Source organism: Streptomyces sp. NPDC020362 (assembly GCF_040642095.1).
Taxonomy (GTDB): Bacteria; Actinomycetota; Actinomycetes; order Streptomycetales; family Streptomycetaceae; genus Streptomyces.
Window position 1 is genome coordinate 1 of record NZ_JBFAET010000192.1, and the last position, 17,062, is coordinate 17,062.

15 protein-coding genes and 1 tRNA gene are annotated in these 17,062 nt (G+C 70.4%); 5 read left to right on the forward strand and 11 right to left on the reverse strand.

Annotation, left to right across the window (positions count from 1 at the left end):
* Window positions 1-50 precede the first annotated feature (50 nt).
* Both AB0H32_RS39135 and AB0H32_RS39140 read right to left on the reverse strand, forming a co-directional pair.
* Window positions 51-124, reverse strand: a tRNA-Met gene (locus tag AB0H32_RS39135).
* 41 nt (window positions 125-165) lie between these two features.
* Complete coding sequence (locus tag AB0H32_RS39140) at window positions 166-3,045, reverse strand: UPF0182 family protein (protein ID WP_361131407.1); 2,880 nt, start codon at window positions 3,043-3,045, stop codon at window positions 166-168.
* Window positions 3,046-3,209: 164 nt separating this feature from the next.
* Between AB0H32_RS39140 and AB0H32_RS39145 the strand changes: the two genes are divergently transcribed.
* Window positions 3,210-3,752: a PPA1309 family protein gene (locus tag AB0H32_RS39145; protein ID WP_361131367.1), complete on the forward strand. Its 543-nt coding sequence runs from the start codon at window positions 3,210-3,212 to the stop codon at window positions 3,750-3,752.
* Window positions 3,753-3,928: 176 nt separating this feature from the next.
* Here AB0H32_RS39145 and AB0H32_RS39150 read toward each other — a convergent pair whose 3' ends face one another.
* The 4 genes from AB0H32_RS39150 to AB0H32_RS39165 all read right to left on the reverse strand — a co-directional run bounded on the left by AB0H32_RS39150 (window position 3,929) and on the right by AB0H32_RS39165 (window position 7,626).
* The gene (locus tag AB0H32_RS39150; protein ID WP_361131370.1) at window positions 3,929-5,026 is read right to left on the reverse strand and encodes a PDZ domain-containing protein; all 1,098 of its coding nucleotides are present in this window, start codon (window positions 5,024-5,026) and stop codon (window positions 3,929-3,931) included.
* Window positions 5,027-5,078: 52 nt separating this feature from the next.
* On the reverse strand, window positions 5,079-5,252 hold the full coding sequence (locus tag AB0H32_RS39155; RefSeq protein ID WP_361131373.1) for a hypothetical protein: 174 nt from the start codon (window positions 5,250-5,252) through the stop codon (window positions 5,079-5,081).
* A 168-nt stretch (window positions 5,253-5,420) separates the two neighbouring features.
* Entirely contained in the window at window positions 5,421-5,888 is a 468-nt protein-coding gene (locus AB0H32_RS39160) for a molybdenum cofactor biosynthesis protein MoaE (protein ID WP_361131376.1), read from the reverse strand.
* Between the two features lie 625 nt (window positions 5,889-6,513).
* Window positions 6,514-7,626 (reverse strand): SDR family oxidoreductase, encoded by a 1,113-nt coding sequence (locus AB0H32_RS39165; RefSeq protein ID WP_361131379.1) that lies wholly within the window; start codon window positions 7,624-7,626, stop codon window positions 6,514-6,516.
* Window positions 7,627-7,818: 192 nt separating this feature from the next.
* On the opposite strand from AB0H32_RS39165, the gene AB0H32_RS39170 reads away from it, so the two are divergent.
* Together AB0H32_RS39170 and AB0H32_RS39175 are read left to right on the forward strand one after the other, a co-directional pair.
* Window positions 7,819-9,261 carry a zinc-dependent metalloprotease gene (locus tag AB0H32_RS39170; RefSeq protein ID WP_361131382.1) on the forward strand — a complete coding sequence of 481 codons (1,443 nt, stop codon included), beginning with the start codon at window positions 7,819-7,821 and terminating at the stop codon, window positions 9,259-9,261.
* Entirely contained in the window at window positions 9,258-9,779 is a 522-nt protein-coding gene (locus AB0H32_RS39175; RefSeq protein ID WP_361131385.1) for an NUDIX hydrolase, read from the forward strand. Before AB0H32_RS39170 ends, AB0H32_RS39175 begins: the two co-directional genes overlap by 4 nt.
* Before the next feature lie 82 nt (window positions 9,780-9,861).
* Here the strand turns inward: AB0H32_RS39175 and AB0H32_RS39180 are convergent, their stop codons facing one another.
* The 4 genes from AB0H32_RS39180 to AB0H32_RS39195 all read right to left on the reverse strand — a co-directional run bounded on the left by AB0H32_RS39180 (window position 9,862) and on the right by AB0H32_RS39195 (window position 13,769).
* Window positions 9,862-10,617 carry an AIM24 family protein gene (locus AB0H32_RS39180; protein WP_361131387.1) on the reverse strand — a complete coding sequence of 252 codons (756 nt, stop codon included), beginning with the start codon at window positions 10,615-10,617 and terminating at the stop codon, window positions 9,862-9,864.
* Between the two features lie 17 nt (window positions 10,618-10,634).
* The gene (locus AB0H32_RS39185; protein ID WP_361131390.1) at window positions 10,635-11,315 is read right to left on the reverse strand and encodes an AIM24 family protein; all 681 of its coding nucleotides are present in this window, start codon (window positions 11,313-11,315) and stop codon (window positions 10,635-10,637) included.
* Window positions 11,316-11,326: 11 nt separating this feature from the next.
* Window positions 11,327-13,045, reverse strand: a complete 1,719-nt coding sequence (locus AB0H32_RS39190) for a TerD family protein (protein ID WP_361131393.1) — start codon at window positions 13,043-13,045, stop codon at window positions 11,327-11,329.
* A 127-nt stretch (window positions 13,046-13,172) separates the two neighbouring features.
* Window positions 13,173-13,769, reverse strand: coding sequence for a M48 family metallopeptidase (locus AB0H32_RS39195; RefSeq protein ID WP_361131396.1), 597 nt, complete (start codon window positions 13,767-13,769; stop codon window positions 13,173-13,175).
* Window positions 13,770-14,047: 278 nt separating this feature from the next.
* On the opposite strand from AB0H32_RS39195, the gene AB0H32_RS39200 reads away from it, so the two are divergent.
* Window positions 14,048-15,262, forward strand: a complete 1,215-nt coding sequence (locus tag AB0H32_RS39200) for a TOMM precursor leader peptide-binding protein (protein ID WP_361131398.1) — start codon at window positions 14,048-14,050, stop codon at window positions 15,260-15,262.
* Complete coding sequence (locus AB0H32_RS39205; protein ID WP_361131401.1) at window positions 15,255-16,625, forward strand: AarF/ABC1/UbiB kinase family protein; 1,371 nt, start codon at window positions 15,255-15,257, stop codon at window positions 16,623-16,625. The genes AB0H32_RS39200 and AB0H32_RS39205 overlap by 8 nt, the downstream gene beginning before the upstream one ends.
* Window positions 16,626-16,784: 159 nt before the next feature.
* Here the strand turns inward: AB0H32_RS39205 and AB0H32_RS39210 are convergent, their stop codons facing one another.
* Window positions 16,785-16,997 carry a hypothetical protein gene (locus AB0H32_RS39210; protein WP_361131404.1) on the reverse strand — a complete coding sequence of 71 codons (213 nt, stop codon included), beginning with the start codon at window positions 16,995-16,997 and terminating at the stop codon, window positions 16,785-16,787.
* Between the last annotated feature and the right edge of the window lie 65 nt (window positions 16,998-17,062).

Here is a 17,062-nt window from a genome sequence, read left to right on the forward strand (position 1 = left end):
AAAAACCCTCCGCCCCTCACCCCTTTTCCTACGCGCCCCATCGACTGCAGTAGCGGGGACAGGATTTGAACCTGCGACCTCTGGGTTATGAGCCCAGCGAGCTACCGAGCTGCTCCACCCCGCGCCGTTGCCTGACAACCGTATCACGGCGCGGAGCGGCCTAGATCAACTCTTCTTTCCCTCGCTGCTCCTGTCGGCCTTGGCCTGCGCCTCCTCGGCCCGCTTCAGCGCGGCTTCCAGGTCGTCCTGGGCCTTGGCGTACGCGCTCCAGTCGGGCTTCGGCTTCTGCAGGGCCTTCTGCCCGGCGTCGAAGGCCTTCTGGGCGTCCTCCAGTGCCTGCCTGACCGTCGGGTTGCTGGAGTCGGGCGGGTTGTTGCCGGTCTGTGGCGGCGTGGTCGAACCCGTCACCCCGAACACCTTGTTGAGCGCCTCGTCCAGGGTGTTCTCGAAGGCGGTCTTGCCCTCGTAGGTGACCAACACCTTGCGCAGCAAGGGGTACTTGAGTTCACCGCCGCGGACGTAGACCGGTTCCGCGTACAGCAGGCCCCCGTCCAGCGGCACGGTCAGCAGATTGCCGTACTCGACCTTGGAGTGGCCTCTGCTCAGCAGGCTGATGGCCTCGGCGATGTCGGCCTGGGAGTTGAACTGGCTCTGGACCTGTTTGGGTCCGTCGACGGTGGTGCTCGTCGGCAGTTTCAGGATTCTGATCTTGCCGTAGTCGCTCGTGCGCGGATCGGAGTCGACCGCCATGAACGCGCTCAGGTTGTCCCGCCCGTTCGGCGTGAGCGTCGTCGTCAGCGAGAACGCCTGGGCATTCTGGTCGGGCATCTTCATGCTCAGGTAGTACGGCGGCACCGCGCTGCCCGAGTCGTTGGTCGGGTCGTCCGGGACCTGCCACACCTCGCTGCCGCTGAGGAAGGTCTGCGCGTCCGTGACGTGGTAGCGGGTGAGCAGCTCACGCTGGACCTTGAACAGGTCCTGCGGATAACGCAGATGGGCCAGCAGGGACGGCGAGATGTCGCTGCGGGGCTTGACCGTGCCGGGGAAGGCCTTCATCCAGGTCTTCAGCACGGGGTCCTTGGTGTCCCACTGGTAGAGCTTGACCTCGCCGGTGTACGCGTCGACGGTCGCCTTCACCGAGTTGCGGATGTAGTTGACCTGGTTCTGCTGGGCCACCACGGTGCGCGAGGTGTTGGTCGCGGTCAGCGAGTCGGCCGTCGTGTCGCCGAGGGTCGTACGGGAGGCGTACGGATAGCCGTTCGTCGTGGTGTACGCGTCGACGATCCACTGGATGTGGCCGTCCACCACGGCCGGGTAGGCGTCCCCGTCGATGGTCAGCCAGGGGGCGACCGCCTCGACACGCTCCTTGGGGGTGCGGTTGTACAGGATCCGCGAGCCCTTGCCGATCGCGCCGGAATAGAGGATCTGCGGCTCGTTGAACGCCACCGCGTACGCGGCCCGGTTGATCGGGTTGTCGAGGTTGACCCCGCTCTTGCCCGTGTAGCTGGTGGTCTTCTCGCCCTGGTCGTCGGAGTAGTCGATCTCCTTCTGGGGACCGCCGACGATCGAGTACGTGCTGGTCTTCTCGCCGTAGTAGATCCGCTGCTGGTAGGTGGGCAGGTCGCCCTTGGACGGCAGGTTCTTCTCGGTGAAGACCGGGCGGCCCTCGTCGTCGGCCTCGGTGCCCTTGGCGGCGACCACGCCGTAGCCGTGCGTGTAGCGGAAGTGGTCGTTGATCCAGTTGTTCTTCGGGATGCCGTCCAGGTTCAGCTCGCGCAGACCGAGGACGGTGTCCTGGTCCTTGCCGTCCTTGGGATACCGGTCGACGTCGAGGTTGGTCGGGAAGCCGTAGTAGTTCCGGATCTGCTGGAGCTGCTGGAACGTGGGCGAGACGATGTTCGGGTCCATGATGCGCAGGCTGGCCGTGTCGTCGACCTGGTCGCGCAGCTTGGTCTTGTCCGTGGTGGCGGACTTGCCCGCGTACTCGGTGACCTTGGTGTCGTCGATGCCGTACGCCTCACGGGTCGCCTTGAGGTTCTTCTGGACGTACGGGGCTTCCTTGGCCTGCTCGTTGGGCTGCACCTGGAACTTCTGCACGATGGCCGGGTACAGGCCGCCGATCAGGATCGCGGACAGGACCATCAGGCCGAAGCCGATGACGGGCAGCTGCCATGTGCGCCGCCACAGGGTCGCGAAGAACAGGAGCGCGCAGATGACCGCGATGCAGAACAGGATCGTCTTGGCCGGCAGATAGGCGTTGGCGTCGACGTAGCGCAGGCCGGTCCAGTTGCCGGTCGCCTTGAAGTCGCTGGACTTGACGGCGAGGCCGTACCGGTCGAGCCAGTAGGCGACCGCCTTCAGCGCCACGAAGATGCCGAGGAGCACGGACAGGTGCCCGGTCGCCGCGGCGGTGGCGCGCGCGCCGGGGCTGGTGACGCGCAGCCCGCCGTACAGGTAGTGGGTGAGCGCGGCGGCGATCAGGCACAGGATCGTGGTGGCGAACCCGAAGCCCAGCAGGAACCGGTACCAGGGCAGGTCGAAGGCGTAGAAGGAGACGTCGAGGTGGAACTGCGGGTCCTTCTGGTGGAAGGGCACGCCGTTGACCCACATCAGCCAGGTGCGCCACTGGCCGGCCGCCGAGGCGCCCGCGATCAGGCCGACGAGAGACGTGACGGCGAGCAGCAGCCACGTCTTGTACGGCGCGATGCCCATCCGGTAGCGGTCCAGGCTCTGCTGCTCCATGGACATGGCGCTCAGCGGAGGCCGCAGGCGATGCGCGAGCCAGATGTTGAATCCCACGGCGAGCGCCATCAGCAGGCCGAAGACGAAGAACAGCCCGATCTTGGTCCACAGGGTGGTGGTGAACACGGACGAGTAGTGCACCGACCGGTACCACAGCCAGTCCGTCCAGAAGCCCGCGAACATGGTGAACGCCATGCCGAGGACGGCAAGGACGCCCAGGGTCATGAGCAGGGCACGGGCGCGCCGGGACGGGCGGCCCGCTCTGATCCGCGGCCCCGTCGGGCCTCCGCCGCGGTCCGGCATCTGGAAAGCCAAGGTGCGCACCTCGAAGTTCGCTGTCGATCCGTCAGGCCCCCGTGTTCGCGGGCCCGCCGTGGCCCCCCGTGATCGCGGGCCCACACATATGCAACTTACTGACGGATTACTCGGTTCCCGGTTCGGGCCGGGAACGAGGCAGGATTGTGACCATGTCCAACACTCCCATGGCAGCGAGCCCGCTCACCCGGGCCGTACTCGAGATCGACGAGTACTCCTCCGGCCTCGGCTGGGACCAGCCCGCTCGCCTCTTCGCCCTCGTAGACACCGCACGGCTGCGGGCTCAGGAACCCTCGCTCGCCGCCCAGCTCGGCCTGGAGGACGAGCCCGAGACCACCGGTCTCACCCCGATCGAGCAGGACGAGGTCCCGGCGGACAAGCCGCTCGACGAGTTCCTCGGCACCATCGCCTGGCCGGATGCAGTGGTCGGCTGCGCACTCACGGTGGAGCGCCTGATGCTGCCGCCGTCGGCCGAGGCGCAGGTCCCGCAGGGCCTGAGCGAGGCCAAGCTGGCCAAGTGGGTGGCGGACCACCCCGAGCGTCAGGAGGTCCGTATGACGGTCGCGGTTCTGCGTGACGGCAGCCGCGAGTCGGCACTGCGCCTGCGCGAGAAGGACACCTCGACGGAGGTCCTGACGGGCCCTGACCTGGTGCCGGGTCTGGTGGAGGCCCTGGCCGCGACGTTCGCGGACTGACCTTCGGCGGTACGGCGATGGGGGCGCCCCTGCTGTCGGGGGCGCCCCCAGCCGTGTGCCGGGGCCTGCCGGTCGTCCCTCGGCCCGGTGCCTGCCGGTCGTCCCTCGGCCCGGTGCCTGCCGGTCGTCCCTCGGCCCGGTGCCTTCCGGTCAGCCCTCGGCCCGGTGCCTCCCGGTCAGCCCTTGGTGGTGCACTTCGGCAGTGCGGCGGTGTCGCCGCTGCGGATGTCCTTGAGCGCGCCGAGGGCGTCGCCGATGGTCTTGACCTTGACCAGCGTGAGCCCGCTCGGGGTGTCCTTGGCGGCGGCCGCGCAGTTGTCGGCGGGCGTCAGGAAGTACTGGGCACCCCTGCTGCGCGCGCCGACGGTCTTCATCTCGACCCCGCCGATCGGCCCGACCGTACCGTTGTCGTCGATGGTGCCGGTGCCGGCGACGAACTTGCCGCCGGTGAGGTTGCCGGGGGTCAGCTTGTCGTAGATGCCGAGCGCGAACATCAGACCGGCGCTGGGTCCGCCGACGTCGGCGAGCTTGATGTCGATGCTGAACGGGAAGGTGTGGTCGGTCCCGGCGGAGATCCCGACGACGGCCCGCTTGGCGCCGCTGTCGTCGGAGGTCCTGGTCGTGATGGTGACGTCCTGCGTCCTGGTCGCCGTCCTGTGCTCCTTCTCGGCGGCGGCCTGATCCTTGACGGGGATGACGGTGAAGACGACGTTCTGCCCCGGCTTGTGCTTGGTGACGAGCTTGGCCACGTCGGACGGCTGCTTGACCGCCGCACCGTCCACGGCCTTGATCACATCGCCGGCGTGCAGCCTGCCCTGCGCCGGGGAGTCCTTGACCACGGTGGAGACGATCACCCAGGACTTCACCGGGACGCCCAGTTCCTTCAGGGCGGCGACCTTGGCGCTCTCCTGGGACTGGCTGAACTCCTCGGCGTTCTCCTGCGTGGACTGTTCTTCCGTCTTGCCGTCCGGGTACAGGGTGTCGTGGGGCACGATCTTGCTGTCGTGCGCCAGCCAGCCGTAGACGGCCTCGACCAGGTTCATCCGGAAGTCGGCGCTGGTGACCCGGACGGTCGTCATGTTCAGATGCCCGTCCGTCGGGTAGGTCTTGTGCCCCGAGATCTGCAGCACCGGCTCGCCCTGGTGGTCCCCGAGCGTGTTCACGGTCGGCCCCGGAGACATCTCCGAGTACGGCACGGGGATGAGCAGTCCCGCGCACAGGAGCGCGATCAGCATCAGGGTGGAGGCGAGCATCGTCGCGGTGCGGCGTGGCATGCCACGACAGTACGGGACGCCTCTGTCAGCGCACCGTGAGGGCCCACTTTCCTCAGGCGCCGCGCGGACCCGGAGGGGACTTCTCCATGGCCTCGCGGAACCGCGCGTACCCGTCCAGTTCGGGTCCGTCGCTGCGTGTCCTGCGCGTCCGATTGGCCCAGCTGCCCCACAGTCCGGCACCGACCGCAGCCACCAGCGGTATCAGCAACCAGGCGAGCGCCGCCATGCCGACCTCCCAACCCCATGAGCGTCCGCAACCGAGTGATCAGCAGATTAACCATCCGCACCGACAACGCTCACGCGAGGGGGTCGGTTACGCAACCGGAGGGGGTGATGGGCAGAAGGTGAAGGGCGGTGCGGGCGACGTCGGCGGGCGAGGGCGGTACGGCCGAGGTCAGCAGGTGCCGGCGCCGACCCACTCCTCGGTCCCGTCGGAGAACCTCTGGTGCTTCCAGATGGGCACTTCGTGCTTGAGGTCGTCGATGAGCTTGCGGCACGCCTCGAAGGCCTCGCCGCGGTGGGGGCAGGACACGCCGACGACGACGGCGAGGTCCCCGACCTTGAGGTCCCCCACACGGTGGACGGCGGCCAGTGCCCGCACCGGGTACTCGGCGACGACCTTCTCGGCGATCCGCCGCATCTCGGCCTCGGCGCTGGGATGGCAGGAGTAGCCGAGCGCATCGACGTCGGCACCCGAGTCGTGGTTCCGTACGGTCCCCACGAACAGCGCGATGCCGCCGGCCGCGTCGTCCCCGACGGCCTGGAACACCTCGTCCACGGACAGCGCGGTCTCCCGCACACCGATCAGCTTGATCGGATCCTGCGCCGCGTGCTCACCGGGGTGATCGTTCGTGGATGCCATGCCCCCATGGTGCCGCACGCCTCCGACATCCCGGAATACGACTTTCACCAGGCACGCGCGCGTGGGCGTTTGGAGTCTCCTACAGCCGCGTCCCGGCACTTCCAGCCGCCCGAGCCGAAGAACGCGAGACCGCGCCGCCCGACCGAGCCGAGCACGGGCGCGGCTTCCCACCCGACCGAGCCAGGACGGGGGGCGGCTCTTCCCGGCCCACGCCCGAGCCAAGCCCTGGCGCGGCTTCCCGCCCGACCGAGCCGGGGCCGGGGGGCGGCTTCCCGGCCCACCGAGCGGGACATGGGGTGGCTTTCCGGCCCACCGAGCCAGAACCGTGGGGCAGCCTCCCGGACCATCGAGCGGGACATGGGGCAGCCTCCCGGCCCACCGAGCCAGGACTCTGGGGCAGCCTCCCGGCCCACCGAACCAGGACTCTGGGGCAGCCTCCCGGCCCACCAAGCCAGGACCCTGGGGCGCCCTCCCGGCCCACCGAGCCGGGCGACGCGGTGGCTTTTCAGCCCACCGAGTCGGGTGGTGGGTGGGCATAGGCCGGGGGTCCAGGGGGCGGAGCCCCCTGGCAGGGTTCAAGGGGCGGAGCCTCTTCGCGGGGTGCCCACGAGGCGAAGCCGACCACTCACAGCCGCCGACGAGCCTTCCGGGCCCGCCGCACGACCGCGGCAGCACCCAGCAGCGCCACCGTCGCCCCCGCAGCCCCCGCCGCCGTCGCGTCCTTGCGCCCCAGCCGGCGCCCGGCCACCGTATGCCGCCCGGAAACCTCCTCCAGCAGCTCGGCCAGCACCTCCTCATTGGTCCAGCCCGGCCGCCACCCGGCATCGTGCAACCGGCTCCCGCTGACCACCCAGGGGTACATCGTGTACGCCAGATCTCCCGCGGGCGACGGAGTGAGCCCGATCCGGTGCAGACGGGCGGCAGCGCCCAGCGCGACCGCGGACGGCAGCTCCATCCGCCGGATCCCGCTCAGCTCCTCGACCTCCTCCTGCTCCAGCCACCCGTCGCAGCCCACGGCCAGCTCGCCGTCGACCTTCTCCAGGACGGCGTACTCCAGCGCACTGCACAGGTCCTCGACGTGACAGAACTGCCAGGCCGGACGCGACCCCGCGACCACCAGCAGCCGCGGCGACTCGAAATACCTGGTCAGCGCGGTGTCCGTGCCGCCGACCAGCACGGCCGGGCGCACCACGGTGACGTTCAGCCCGGGGTGTGCCCGCGGGGCGCGCCGCGCCAGCCGTTCGATCTCCAGCAGGTCCCCGACGCCGGTGGCCTCCGCCGTGGCCCGCAGCTCGGCGTCCTCCGACAGCGGCAGCTCATTGTCCGGCAGCGCCCCGTAGACCATCGCGGATGTGCACAGCACCACGCGGTGCACCCCGGCCGCCGCCGCGGCGGTCAGCACGGTCTGCGTCCCCCGGACGTTGTACGCGGTACGGGCGGTGGTGTCGCTGCCGAGGTCCAGGTCGAGGGCGAGATGCACCACCACGTCCGCGCCCCGCAGCTTGTCCGCGATCGCCGGATCTCGCACGTCGAGGATGTGCCACTGCGCACCCGCGCACTCTCCGCGCCGCTCGTCGATGGCGACGACCTGCTTGATCTCCTCCGAGGCGGCGAGCCTCTCGGTGAGCAGCGCACCGACCCCGGTGGCGGCACCGGTGACCGCGACGACGGGCCCGCGCAGGGCGGGAGGGGTTGAAAGGTTTCGCGCTGCGCGAACCTGCGGATCTGGGGAACTCACCGGGCGTCTCCAGCGGTTGTCTTCAGTACGGGCGCGAGTGACGCGTACGTACCAGGTGCATCCATCCTGCCGCAGCCCTTGCGTGGGCGAAGCACCGAGGCCCGATCGGGTTCGGGTGTCTACGCTGGGTGGTGTTGTCGGGCAGCCGCGCCGCCGGAGAGAAACCGGTGGCCTTACCAGCCGAGGAATCCCGTGAGTGACACCCCATTCGGATTCGGCCTTCCGCCGGAGGAGCCGGAAGACGGCGACGAGGGCAAGGAGAAGGACCAGCAGAGCGGTGGTGGGCAGGGACCGGCCAACCCGTTCGGTTTCGGGCTGCCCGGAGCCGGGGGCTTGGGCGGCCCGGGTGCCGACAATCCGCTCGCAGCGATGTTCGGCTCCCTGAACCCCACCGACCTGGGCGCCGCCTTCCAGCAGCTGGGCCAGATGCTCTCCTACGAGGGCGGCCCGGTGAACTGGGACATGGCCAAGCAGATCGCCCGCCAGACGGTCGCCCAGGGCACCCCGGACGGCGTCAAGGACGCGAGTGTCGGCAGCGCCGAGCGCACCGCGGTCGAGGAGGCGGTCCGCCTGGCCGACCTGTGGCTGGACGACGTGACGTCCCTGCCGTCGGGTGCCGGCTCGGCGGTGGCCTGGTCCCGCGCGGAGTGGGTCGAGGCGACCCTGCCCGCGTGGCAGGAGCTGGTCGACCCGGTCGCCGAGCGGGTCGGCGCGGCCATGGGCGACGTCCTGCCGGAGGAGATGCAGGCCATGGCGGGCCCGCTGATCGGCATGATGCGGTCGATGGGCGGCGCCATGTTCGGCACGCAGATCGGGCAGGCCGTCGGCGTGCTGGCGGGCGAGGTCGTCGGCTCGACCGACATCGGCCTGCCGCTGGGACCGATCGGCAAGGCCGCGCTGCTCCCGGCCAACGTGGAGGCGTTCGGCAAGGACCTCGGCGTACCGAAGGACGAGGTCAGGATCTACCTGGCGTTGCGCGAGGCCGCCCACCAGCGTCTGTTCGCGCACGTGCCGTGGCTGCGCTCGCACCTGTTCGGCGCGGTCGACGGGTACGCGCGCGGGATCAAGGTCGACACGGCCAAGCTGGAGGACGTGGTCGGCCAGTTCGACCCGCAGAACCCGGAGCAGCTGCAGGACGCCCTTCAGCAGGGCATGTTCCAGCCGGAGGACACGCCCGAGCAGAAGTCGGCCCTGGCCCGTCTGGAGACCGCTCTGGCGCTCGTCGAGGGCTGGGTGGACGCGGTGGTCCACGCGGCCGCGAAGCCGCGTCTGTCGTCCGCCGACGCCCTGCGCGAGACCCTGCGCCGCCGCCGCGCCACCGGCGGCCCGGCGGAGCAGACCTTCGCCACGCTGATCGGCCTGGAGCTGCGCCCGCGCCGGCTGCGCGACGCCTCCCGCCTGTGGGCCTCGCTCACGGACGCGCGCGGGGTCGACGGCCGGGACGCCCTGTGGGCCCACCCGGACATGCTGCCGACGGCCACCGACCTGGACGACCCGGACGGCTTCGTGCACCGCGAGCAGCTCGACTTCTCCGAGCTGGACAAGATGCTCGGCGAAGCGGCGGGCGGCTCCGAGGGCAAGCCGGACCTGAAGAAGAAGGACGAGCGCGAGACCGGGGGCGACGACTCCGAGTGAGCCTGTACGACGACGCGGTCCTCGTCCTGAAGGGGTACGACGACCAGCCCGAGCTGCGTCAGGCCTATCTGGACCACTTGGCGGCCCACCCGGACGGCATGTGGAAGGCCTGTCACGCCGGCCATGTGACGGCGAGCGCCCTGGTGATCGATCCCGAGCGCGGCCGTGTGCTGCTCACCCTGCACCGGAAGCTGCGGATGTGGCTGCAGATGGGCGGCCACTGCGAGCCGCAGGACGTCTCCCTGGAGGCGGCAGCCCTGCGGGAGGCGACCGAGGAGTCCGGGATCGGCGGTCTGACCCTGCTGCCCGGCGGCCCGGTGCGCCTGGACCGGCATCCGATCCCGCCGCCGTGCCACTGCCATTACGACGTCCAGTACGCGGTGCTGGCCCCGCCCGGCGCGCTGCAGGAGATCAGCGACGAGTCGCTGGACCTGCGCTGGTTCGCCTACGACGAGGTGGCGGACGTGGCCGACGACTCGGTCGTACGCCTGCTGCACGCCACACGCGCCAGGCTCTGAACGGGCAGCGGACGGCACAGGTAAGGGGCGGCTGCCCAGGCAGCCGCCCCTTACGTTTGCTTTCCGGACGCGGACCCGGCCCTCAGCTCCAGACGTTGCCCTGGTTCTGGGCGTGTGCCCCGTGCTGCCCCATGCCGAACTGTGCGGCGAGGCCCTGGCCGATCACCGCGTTCTGCGGCGGCAGCAGTTCACTCGGCTGGACGAGCGCGAAACCGGAGCCCATGAAGCTCAGTTCCCAGCCCTCACCGGTGTTGCCGCGCCGCCGCCACACCCCCGAGGAGTGCGTCTGGGCCTGCATCTGCACCCGCAGCCCGGTGGACCAGGCGACGATCGCGTCGGCGTCGCAGTTGACGTACTTGTCGGGCGTGACCTGCATCAGCAGCGGCGCGCCCGAGGTCATCAGGGCCACCTTGCCGCGTCCGGTGATGTTGAGCTGGTACTTCCCGGACCCGGAGATGCCGTAGAGACTGTCGACGGCGATGACCTCGTGGTGCAGCGAGGAGTCCATGGCGAGGACGTAGCTGCTGTCGACCGTCAGCCCGTCCTGCTCGACATCCATGACGTGCACGTGCTGCGCGAGGTTGGCGAGGTAGACCGTGCCCTGCCCGTGGCAGCGCATCAGGTTGAGACCCTCGCCGGTGTAGGCACGCGCGCGTGCCTGGTTGTTGCTCTGGTACTCGGCGTCGAACTCGACGAGGCCCTGGTAGGCGACCATGGTGCCCTTGCGGGCGAGGATGTCGTCGTGGCCCTCCAGGACGACGCGCAGCATCTGCTTGTTCTGCAGGCTGTAGCGCTCCTGGGTCTGCGAGTCGTTGAAGGCGAAAAGCGGGCTCTGCATGGTGTCTGTGGTCCCCCTCAGCCCCGGATCCGGAGGCGGTCGGTGCTGTCCTCGCTGGGCTGGACGACGACGATGCCCTGGCCGGAGAAGGCCATCTGGTAGGCCTCGCCGCTGCCCCGGCCGATCAGCGACTGCGCCTTGAAGCTGCGCTTGCCCTTCACCTTCAGGTTCGGGGACCAGGCGACGAGCGCGTCCGGGTCGACGTAGGTCTCGTCCTCGCCGCCTCCGCAGTCGACGACGATCGGCTTGCCCCGGGAGGTCAGCGCGACCCAGCCCTGCCCGGAGATCTTCGTGTTCCACAGGCCCTGACCGGCGAACTTGGCGAGCCCCTTGACCCGCTCGACGCCCCAGCTGAGGTGGGCGTCGAACGCGAGCAGGTTGGTGGCGTTGACGGAGATGCCGTCGCCGTTGAGGTTGATCACGACGACGTTGGCGCCGTAGTCGGCCAGGTAGAGCAGTCCGTCGCCGGTGCACTTCATCAGCGGGGCGCCCTCGCCGGTGATCCAGTCCCGGGCGATCTGGCGGACGGCCGGCGGGTTGGGCTCGTACTGGATGAAGCCTTCGTAGGCGACCATCGACCCCACGCGCGCGAGGAGGTCGTTTCCGGTCTGCATGGCGACCTTCAGCATCTGGTTGCCGTGGTTCTCCATGCGGGCGGTGACGGGTGCGGGAGCGTAGCCCGCGAGCGGCTGGTTCATGACGGGCTCCCTCAGACCTCGTACGGCTGGACGACGATGAAGTTGCCGGGCGCACCCCGGAACTGCAGGTTGACGCTCTCGCCGGTGTCGCCCGGGTAGGCGTTGCGGCGCATCCGGACCTGGCTGGAGACGATCACCTGGGAGGCTGCCGACCAGGCGACCACCGCGTTGCAGTCGGCGAAGGTCGTGGGCGTCACGGGCAGCACGACGGGCGTGCCGTGCGTCTTGACGATGATCGTTCCGGTGCCCTGGAACTGCATGGTGAACAGCGCGCCGCCCGGGATGCCGTGCCCCTCGATGCGGCGGACCTCGTGCTGGAGGCTCTCGTCGAAGGCGAGCACGTTCTCCGCGGACACACAGATCGCGTCGCCCTGCAGTTCGACGGGGTGCAGGTGGGTGGAGTTCTCGGCGAGGAACACCTGGCCGTTGCCGGTGCAGCGCATCAGCTGCATCTCCTGGCCGGTAGCGCTGCCCACGATCCGCCCGGCGAAGCCGGCGCCCTTGTAGCTGAAGTCGACCTTGCCCTGGTAGAGCACCATGCTGCCCTGCCGGGCCAGGACGGGCTGCCCGCCGATGCCGAGGTCGACCCGGATGAGCTTCTTGTTCTGCTGCGTCCAGCGCTGCCCGGTGGGCGTCTCCTTGAACATCTGCAGCGCCGCCGACACACCGGCACCGCCCTGGGGCGCTCCCTGCGGCATCCCGTAGGGAGCGGGCTGCTGGCCGGGGACCTGGCCGTAGCCCGGAGGCATCGGTGCACCCGGCTGGCCGCCGTAGGAGGGCTGCTGGCCGTAGCCCGGAGGCATCGGCGCGCCGGGCTGGCCGCCGTACGACGGCTGCTGCGGCGGCTGGCCGTAGGGCGCGGGCGCGGGGGCCGGCGGATGGACCGTGCCGCCGGCGGGCGGGGCCAGGGGGGCGATCACCGTCGGGGCCGCGTGCACGTTCGGCGCCGGAGGCGGGGTCATTCCCGGCGGGGTCATCCCCGGCGGTGTGCCTCCGGGCGGTGTGGCTCCGGGCGGCGGTGCGAAGCCCTGGGCGGCCGGCTGGACAGCGGGTGCCGGAGCAGGAACCGGGGCTGGTGCGGGGGCTGGTGCCGGGGCGGGGGCTGGTGCCGGGGCGGGGGCCGCCGGGGCGCCGAACACGGGCGGGGCGAAGCCCGGAGCGGCGCCGGTCTGCGGCTGCTGCGGGGCGGCGGGCGCCTCCTCCTCCAGCACCTGCCCGCCGAAGTTCTTCAGCAGCGCCTCCAGGCCGCCGTCGAAGCCCTGCCCGACCGCGGCGAACCGCCACACGTCCTTGAAGTAGAAGTCACCGAGCATCACGGCCCGCTCGGTGGAGAACTCCGAGCCGTTGAACGAATACCGGGCGACCTCCTCACCACCGGCCACGATGCGCAGATATCCCGGGCTGACCTGCGACATCTGCCCGGCGCCGTCGACGGTCGCCGTGAAGGAGAGCTTGCGGATCTGGGAGGGGATCCGGTCCAGCGTGATCCGGAACGACTCCGTGTCGCCCGCCTGGGCGCCGAGCAACTGGATGGACTCCTCGGGGGACTTCGGCTGGTTGAAGAAGACGAAGTACCGGTCGTCCGAAAGGCGCTCGTCTGCGTCCAGACCGAAGCAGCTGATGTCGAAGGTCAGTCCAGGGGCGGAGATCTGCACGCCTACGTACAGATCCGTGCCCGCCGTGAGATCACTGATCCTGGCCTTGTGGCCGCGTTGGAATTCCCTGGCCATGCGTTACGACCGTCCCCCATCCCGAATGTGAGTGCGTCGCGCCAGGCTAACGGCAAACCCCGACATCGGACGTAGTCGGTACAGACCCGGTACACAACCGCGCCCCGCGCCTCACACGGGCGGCCGTTCACCCACCCCGCGCACCCGGCACATGCGGGAGCTTGTCGGCGGCCACCACCCCTTCGAGGAAGCCGCGGGCCCGCTCCGTGCGCGGGTAGGACTCCAGCAGCCGCCAGAAATCGGGCCCGTGACCGGGCACCAGCAGATGCGCCAGCTCATGACAGAGGACGTAGTCGATGACGTACTCGGGCATCCCCTGCAGCCGGTGCGAGAGGCGGATGCTGCCCTCGGCCGGAGTGCACGAACCCCAGCGGGTGTTCTGATTGGTGACCCAGCGCACAGAAGCGGGGCGCGCCCGGCCGCCGAAGTACTGGTCCGACAGCCGCTCGGCCCGCTCCGTCAGCTCGGTGTCGCCCAGCACCCGTTTGCTCTCCTGGGCGGCGAGCTTGTCCAGCATCACGGTCACCCAGCGCTGCTCCTCCGCCTCGGACATCCGGGCAGGGATGAGCACGACAGTGCGATCGCCCTCACGGTACGCGGAGACCGTCCGGCGGCGCCGGGCACTCCTGCGGACCTCGATCGCGCTCGCCTTCGAGCCGCTGGGCGGCTGGCTCGTCGTGCTGCGCTGTGACTTTCCGGCGCGGTGCAGTGGGTCGGCGGGCACGCCCCGACGTTACCCGCTGGGCAGGGCCGAAGTCCCGGCTCCGGGACGGTTCTCTGCCGATGCCCACCATGCGTTTGATTTGTACGACCGATATGCCCGAAAGTCATGGCCCATTAGTACGACGAACACCCCCAGCCTGTGGACAACCTCCACCACCCGCCCTCCCGAAGCGTCATGCTGGCAGACATCGGCGGAGCACGACCGACTCCACCGGCAACGACGGCGTTTGACCACTCACGCGCCGTTCCAGCGCAATTCGACGGATACGGGGGTCTGTCATGCATCCGATGGTGAAGCCCGCGCTGCGACGCAGCTGGCGCGACCTCAACACCGTGCAGTTCGGAATGACCCCGGCGCACGCCATGACACTGGGGCCCATGGACACGGCGACCGGCAGCTTCCTGGACCTGCTCAACGGCACCCGCGGCCTGCCGCTGCTGCGCGAGGAGGGCCGGCACATGGACCTGCCGGACGGCCATGTCGACGCACTGGTGGACCGTCTGGCCCGCGCGGGACTGGTCGACGACACGCGCGGCGGCGGACCGGCCGCGGACGCGCTGCGCGAGAAGAAGGACGTCCTGGAGCGGCTGCGCCCCGATCTCGCCTCTCTCTCCCTGACCAGCCCCGAGCCCGGCGGCGCGCTCGGCCGGCTCGCGGCCCGCCGCTCCCTGCGCGTGCAGGTGCGGGGCGCGGGACGCGTCGGGGTCACGCTGGCGTCGGTCCTGTCCGGCGCGGGGGTCGGCGAGATCGACGTACGCGACGTGGGGCGTGTGGAACCGTGGGACGTGGCCCCGGGCGGGCTGCCCGCGGAGTCGGTCCGCGAACGCAGGGCCGACGCGGCGCGGGCCGCCGTCCGCCGCGCCGCACCGGAACGCCCACCGCGCCGCACCGGCCCCTCCCCGGGCGACACGCAGGAACCCGGGCTCTCCCTGGTGATCCTCACCCCGCGGGACGACGTCGCCGTGCACGCACCGAGTCCGTCCGCCGCCGAGCCGCTCATCGCCTCCGGGACACCCCACCTCTATGCAGGGGTCGTGGAGGCAACCGGCGTCGTGGGCCCCCTCGTCCTGCCCGGCGAGACCGGCTGCGCCGGCTGTCTGGACGAAGAGCGCACCGACCGGGACCCGGCCTGGCCCCGGCTGGCCGCCCAGTGGCGTTCCGGAAAGGCCCGCCAGGTCGGGGCCTGCGACCTGGCCCTCGCCACGGCGGTCGCCGGACTGACCGCAGCACATGCGCTGGCCTTCCTGGACGGAGAGCTGCCGTCCAGCGCCGGCGCCCGCTGGGAGGCCTCCCTGCCCGGTCTGAACTGGCGCTCCCGGCCCGTGTGGCCACACCCGGCATGCGAGTGCGGGGCGGTGGAGAAAGGTAAGGGGGAGCACTCCTCAACCGGCGCGGAGCCGCGCGAGACAATGGCGGTGCAACGGCCGTCGACGAAGCGGCGACGCAAGTCAGGCGCGGCGCGGCCGACTGGGACTTGGAGGGCGCATGTCTGATCTTCCCCGGAAGGCGGTCACCCGTACCGCCAAGCTCGCCGCGCTCCCGCTCGGCTTCGCCGGACGGGCGACCTGGGGGCTGGGCAAGCGGATCGTCGGCGAGTCCGCGGAGATCGTCGGCCGGGAGCTGCAACAGCGCACGGCGGAGCAGCTGTTCAAGGTCCTCGGGGAGCTGAAGGGCGGGGCCATGAAGTTCGGGCAGGCCCTGTCCGTCTTCGAGTCCGCCCTGCCGGAGGAGGTCGCCGGTCCCTACCGCGCGGCCCTGACCAAACTCCAGGAAGCGGCACCGCCGATGCCGACCCGCACGGTGCACTCGGTGCTCGAGGAGCGGCTGGGGGCGGGCTGGCGGGACCTGTTCCTGGAGTTCGAGGACAAGCCGGCGGCCGCGGCCTCCATCGGGCAGGTCCACCGGGCGGTGTGGCACGACGGCCGCGAGGTGGCGGTCAAGGTGCAGTACCCGGGCGCGGGCGAGGCCCTGCTGTCCGACCTGAGCCAACTGAGCCGATTCGCCCGGCTGTTGGGGCCGCTCATCCCCGGCATGGACATCAAGCCGCTGATCGCCGAGATGCGTGACCGCGTCTCGGAGGAACTGGACTACGCGCTGGAGGCGCAGGCCCAGGACGCACACGCGCAGGAGTTCGCGGACGACCCGGACGTGGTGGTCCCCGCCGTGGTGCACCAGTGCGACCAGGTGCTGGTCACGGAGTGGATCGACGGCATCCCGCTGTCGGAGATCATCACGGACGGCACCCAGGAGCAGCGCGACCGGGCCGGTCAGCTGCTGGCCCGCTTCCTCTTCTCAGGTCCGGCTCGCACCGGCCTGCTGCACGCCGACCCGCATCCGGGCAACTTCCGTCTGCTGCCAGGCGGCCCGGACGGCGAGGAGGACTGGCGCCTGGGCGTCCTGGACTTCGGCACGGTCGACCGGCTCCCCGGCGGCCTGCCGACACCGATCGGCATCTCGCTCCGGATGACCCTGGACGGCGAGGCCGAGACGGTCTACGAGCTTCTGTGCACGGAAGGATTCGTCAAGGAATCCATAGAGCTCGACCCCGACGCGGTCCTCGACTACCTGTTGCCGATCATCGAACCGGCCCGGGTCGAGGCGTTCACCTTCACCCGCTCATGGATGCGCAGCCAGGCCGCCCGCATCGCCGACCCCCGCTCCCCCGCCTACCAGCTGGGCAAGCGGCTCAATCTGCCGCCGGCCTATCTGCTGATACACCGCGTGACGCTGAGCACGATCGGCGTGCTGTGCCAGCTGGGGGCCACGGTACGGCTGCGGGAGGAACTGGAGGAGTGGCTTCCCGGGTTCGTACTCGAAGACGAACTGACCGAGGAGGAACCGGCAGCGGAGGCCTGATCCTGAGGGCTGCTGTGCAGTCCGGAGTGGTCGTGGGGACCGGGGTTGCCCCGGGGGCTGGGCCGCCGTGGCGTCCTGGGCTGCCTTGAGGCCATCGAGGCATGAGGCTTTCGAGGGGCGGGGAGGGGGCGGGGGGGAGGGGCCCCTAGAAGAGAGTTCTCACCACCAGGCCGAGTCCAACCGTCCCTCGATGGCCCGCAGGTTCTCCCTGGAGCAGACGTCGCAGAAGTACTGGCGGATGCTGTTCTCCACGGAGCAGGTCCAGGTGGCCGGCTGGAAGTCGCCGGCCTGGGCGCCGCAGCGGGCGCATACGAAGGGGCGTGGCTCCCGGGTGGAGCCGCCCTGATCACTTCCGCCGGGAAGACTCGTCACCTGCCGACCATAACTCTCCGGTCGGCCCGGCCACCCCAACGCCAATGCCATGCTCACCTCGTCCC

Bases quoted from the DNA above. Each gene is read 5' to 3' on its own strand.
- AB0H32_RS39140 (WP_361131407.1), bottom strand. From the start codon at position 3,045: ATGCCGGACCGCGGCGGAGGCCCGACGGGGCCGCGGATCAGAGCGGGC.
- AB0H32_RS39145 (WP_361131367.1), top strand. From the start codon at position 3,210: ATGTCCAACACTCCCATGGCAGCGAGCCCGCTCACCCGGGCCGTACTC.
- AB0H32_RS39150 (WP_361131370.1), bottom strand. From the start codon at position 5,026: ATGCCACGCCGCACCGCGACGATGCTCGCCTCCACCCTGATGCTGATC.
- AB0H32_RS39155 (WP_361131373.1), bottom strand. From the start codon at position 5,252: ATGGCGGCGCTCGCCTGGTTGCTGATACCGCTGGTGGCTGCGGTCGGT.
- AB0H32_RS39160 (WP_361131376.1), bottom strand. From the start codon at position 5,888: ATGGCATCCACGAACGATCACCCCGGTGAGCACGCGGCGCAGGATCCG.
- AB0H32_RS39180 (WP_361131387.1), bottom strand. From the start codon at position 10,617: ATGCAGAGCCCGCTTTTCGCCTTCAACGACTCGCAGACCCAGGAGCGC.
- AB0H32_RS39185 (WP_361131390.1), bottom strand. From the start codon at position 11,315: ATGAACCAGCCGCTCGCGGGCTACGCTCCCGCACCCGTCACCGCCCGC.
- AB0H32_RS39190 (WP_361131393.1), bottom strand. From the start codon at position 13,045: ATGGCCAGGGAATTCCAACGCGGCCACAAGGCCAGGATCAGTGATCTC.
- AB0H32_RS39200 (WP_361131398.1), top strand. From the start codon at position 14,048: ATGCATCCGATGGTGAAGCCCGCGCTGCGACGCAGCTGGCGCGACCTC.
- AB0H32_RS39205 (WP_361131401.1), top strand. From the start codon at position 15,255: ATGTCTGATCTTCCCCGGAAGGCGGTCACCCGTACCGCCAAGCTCGCC.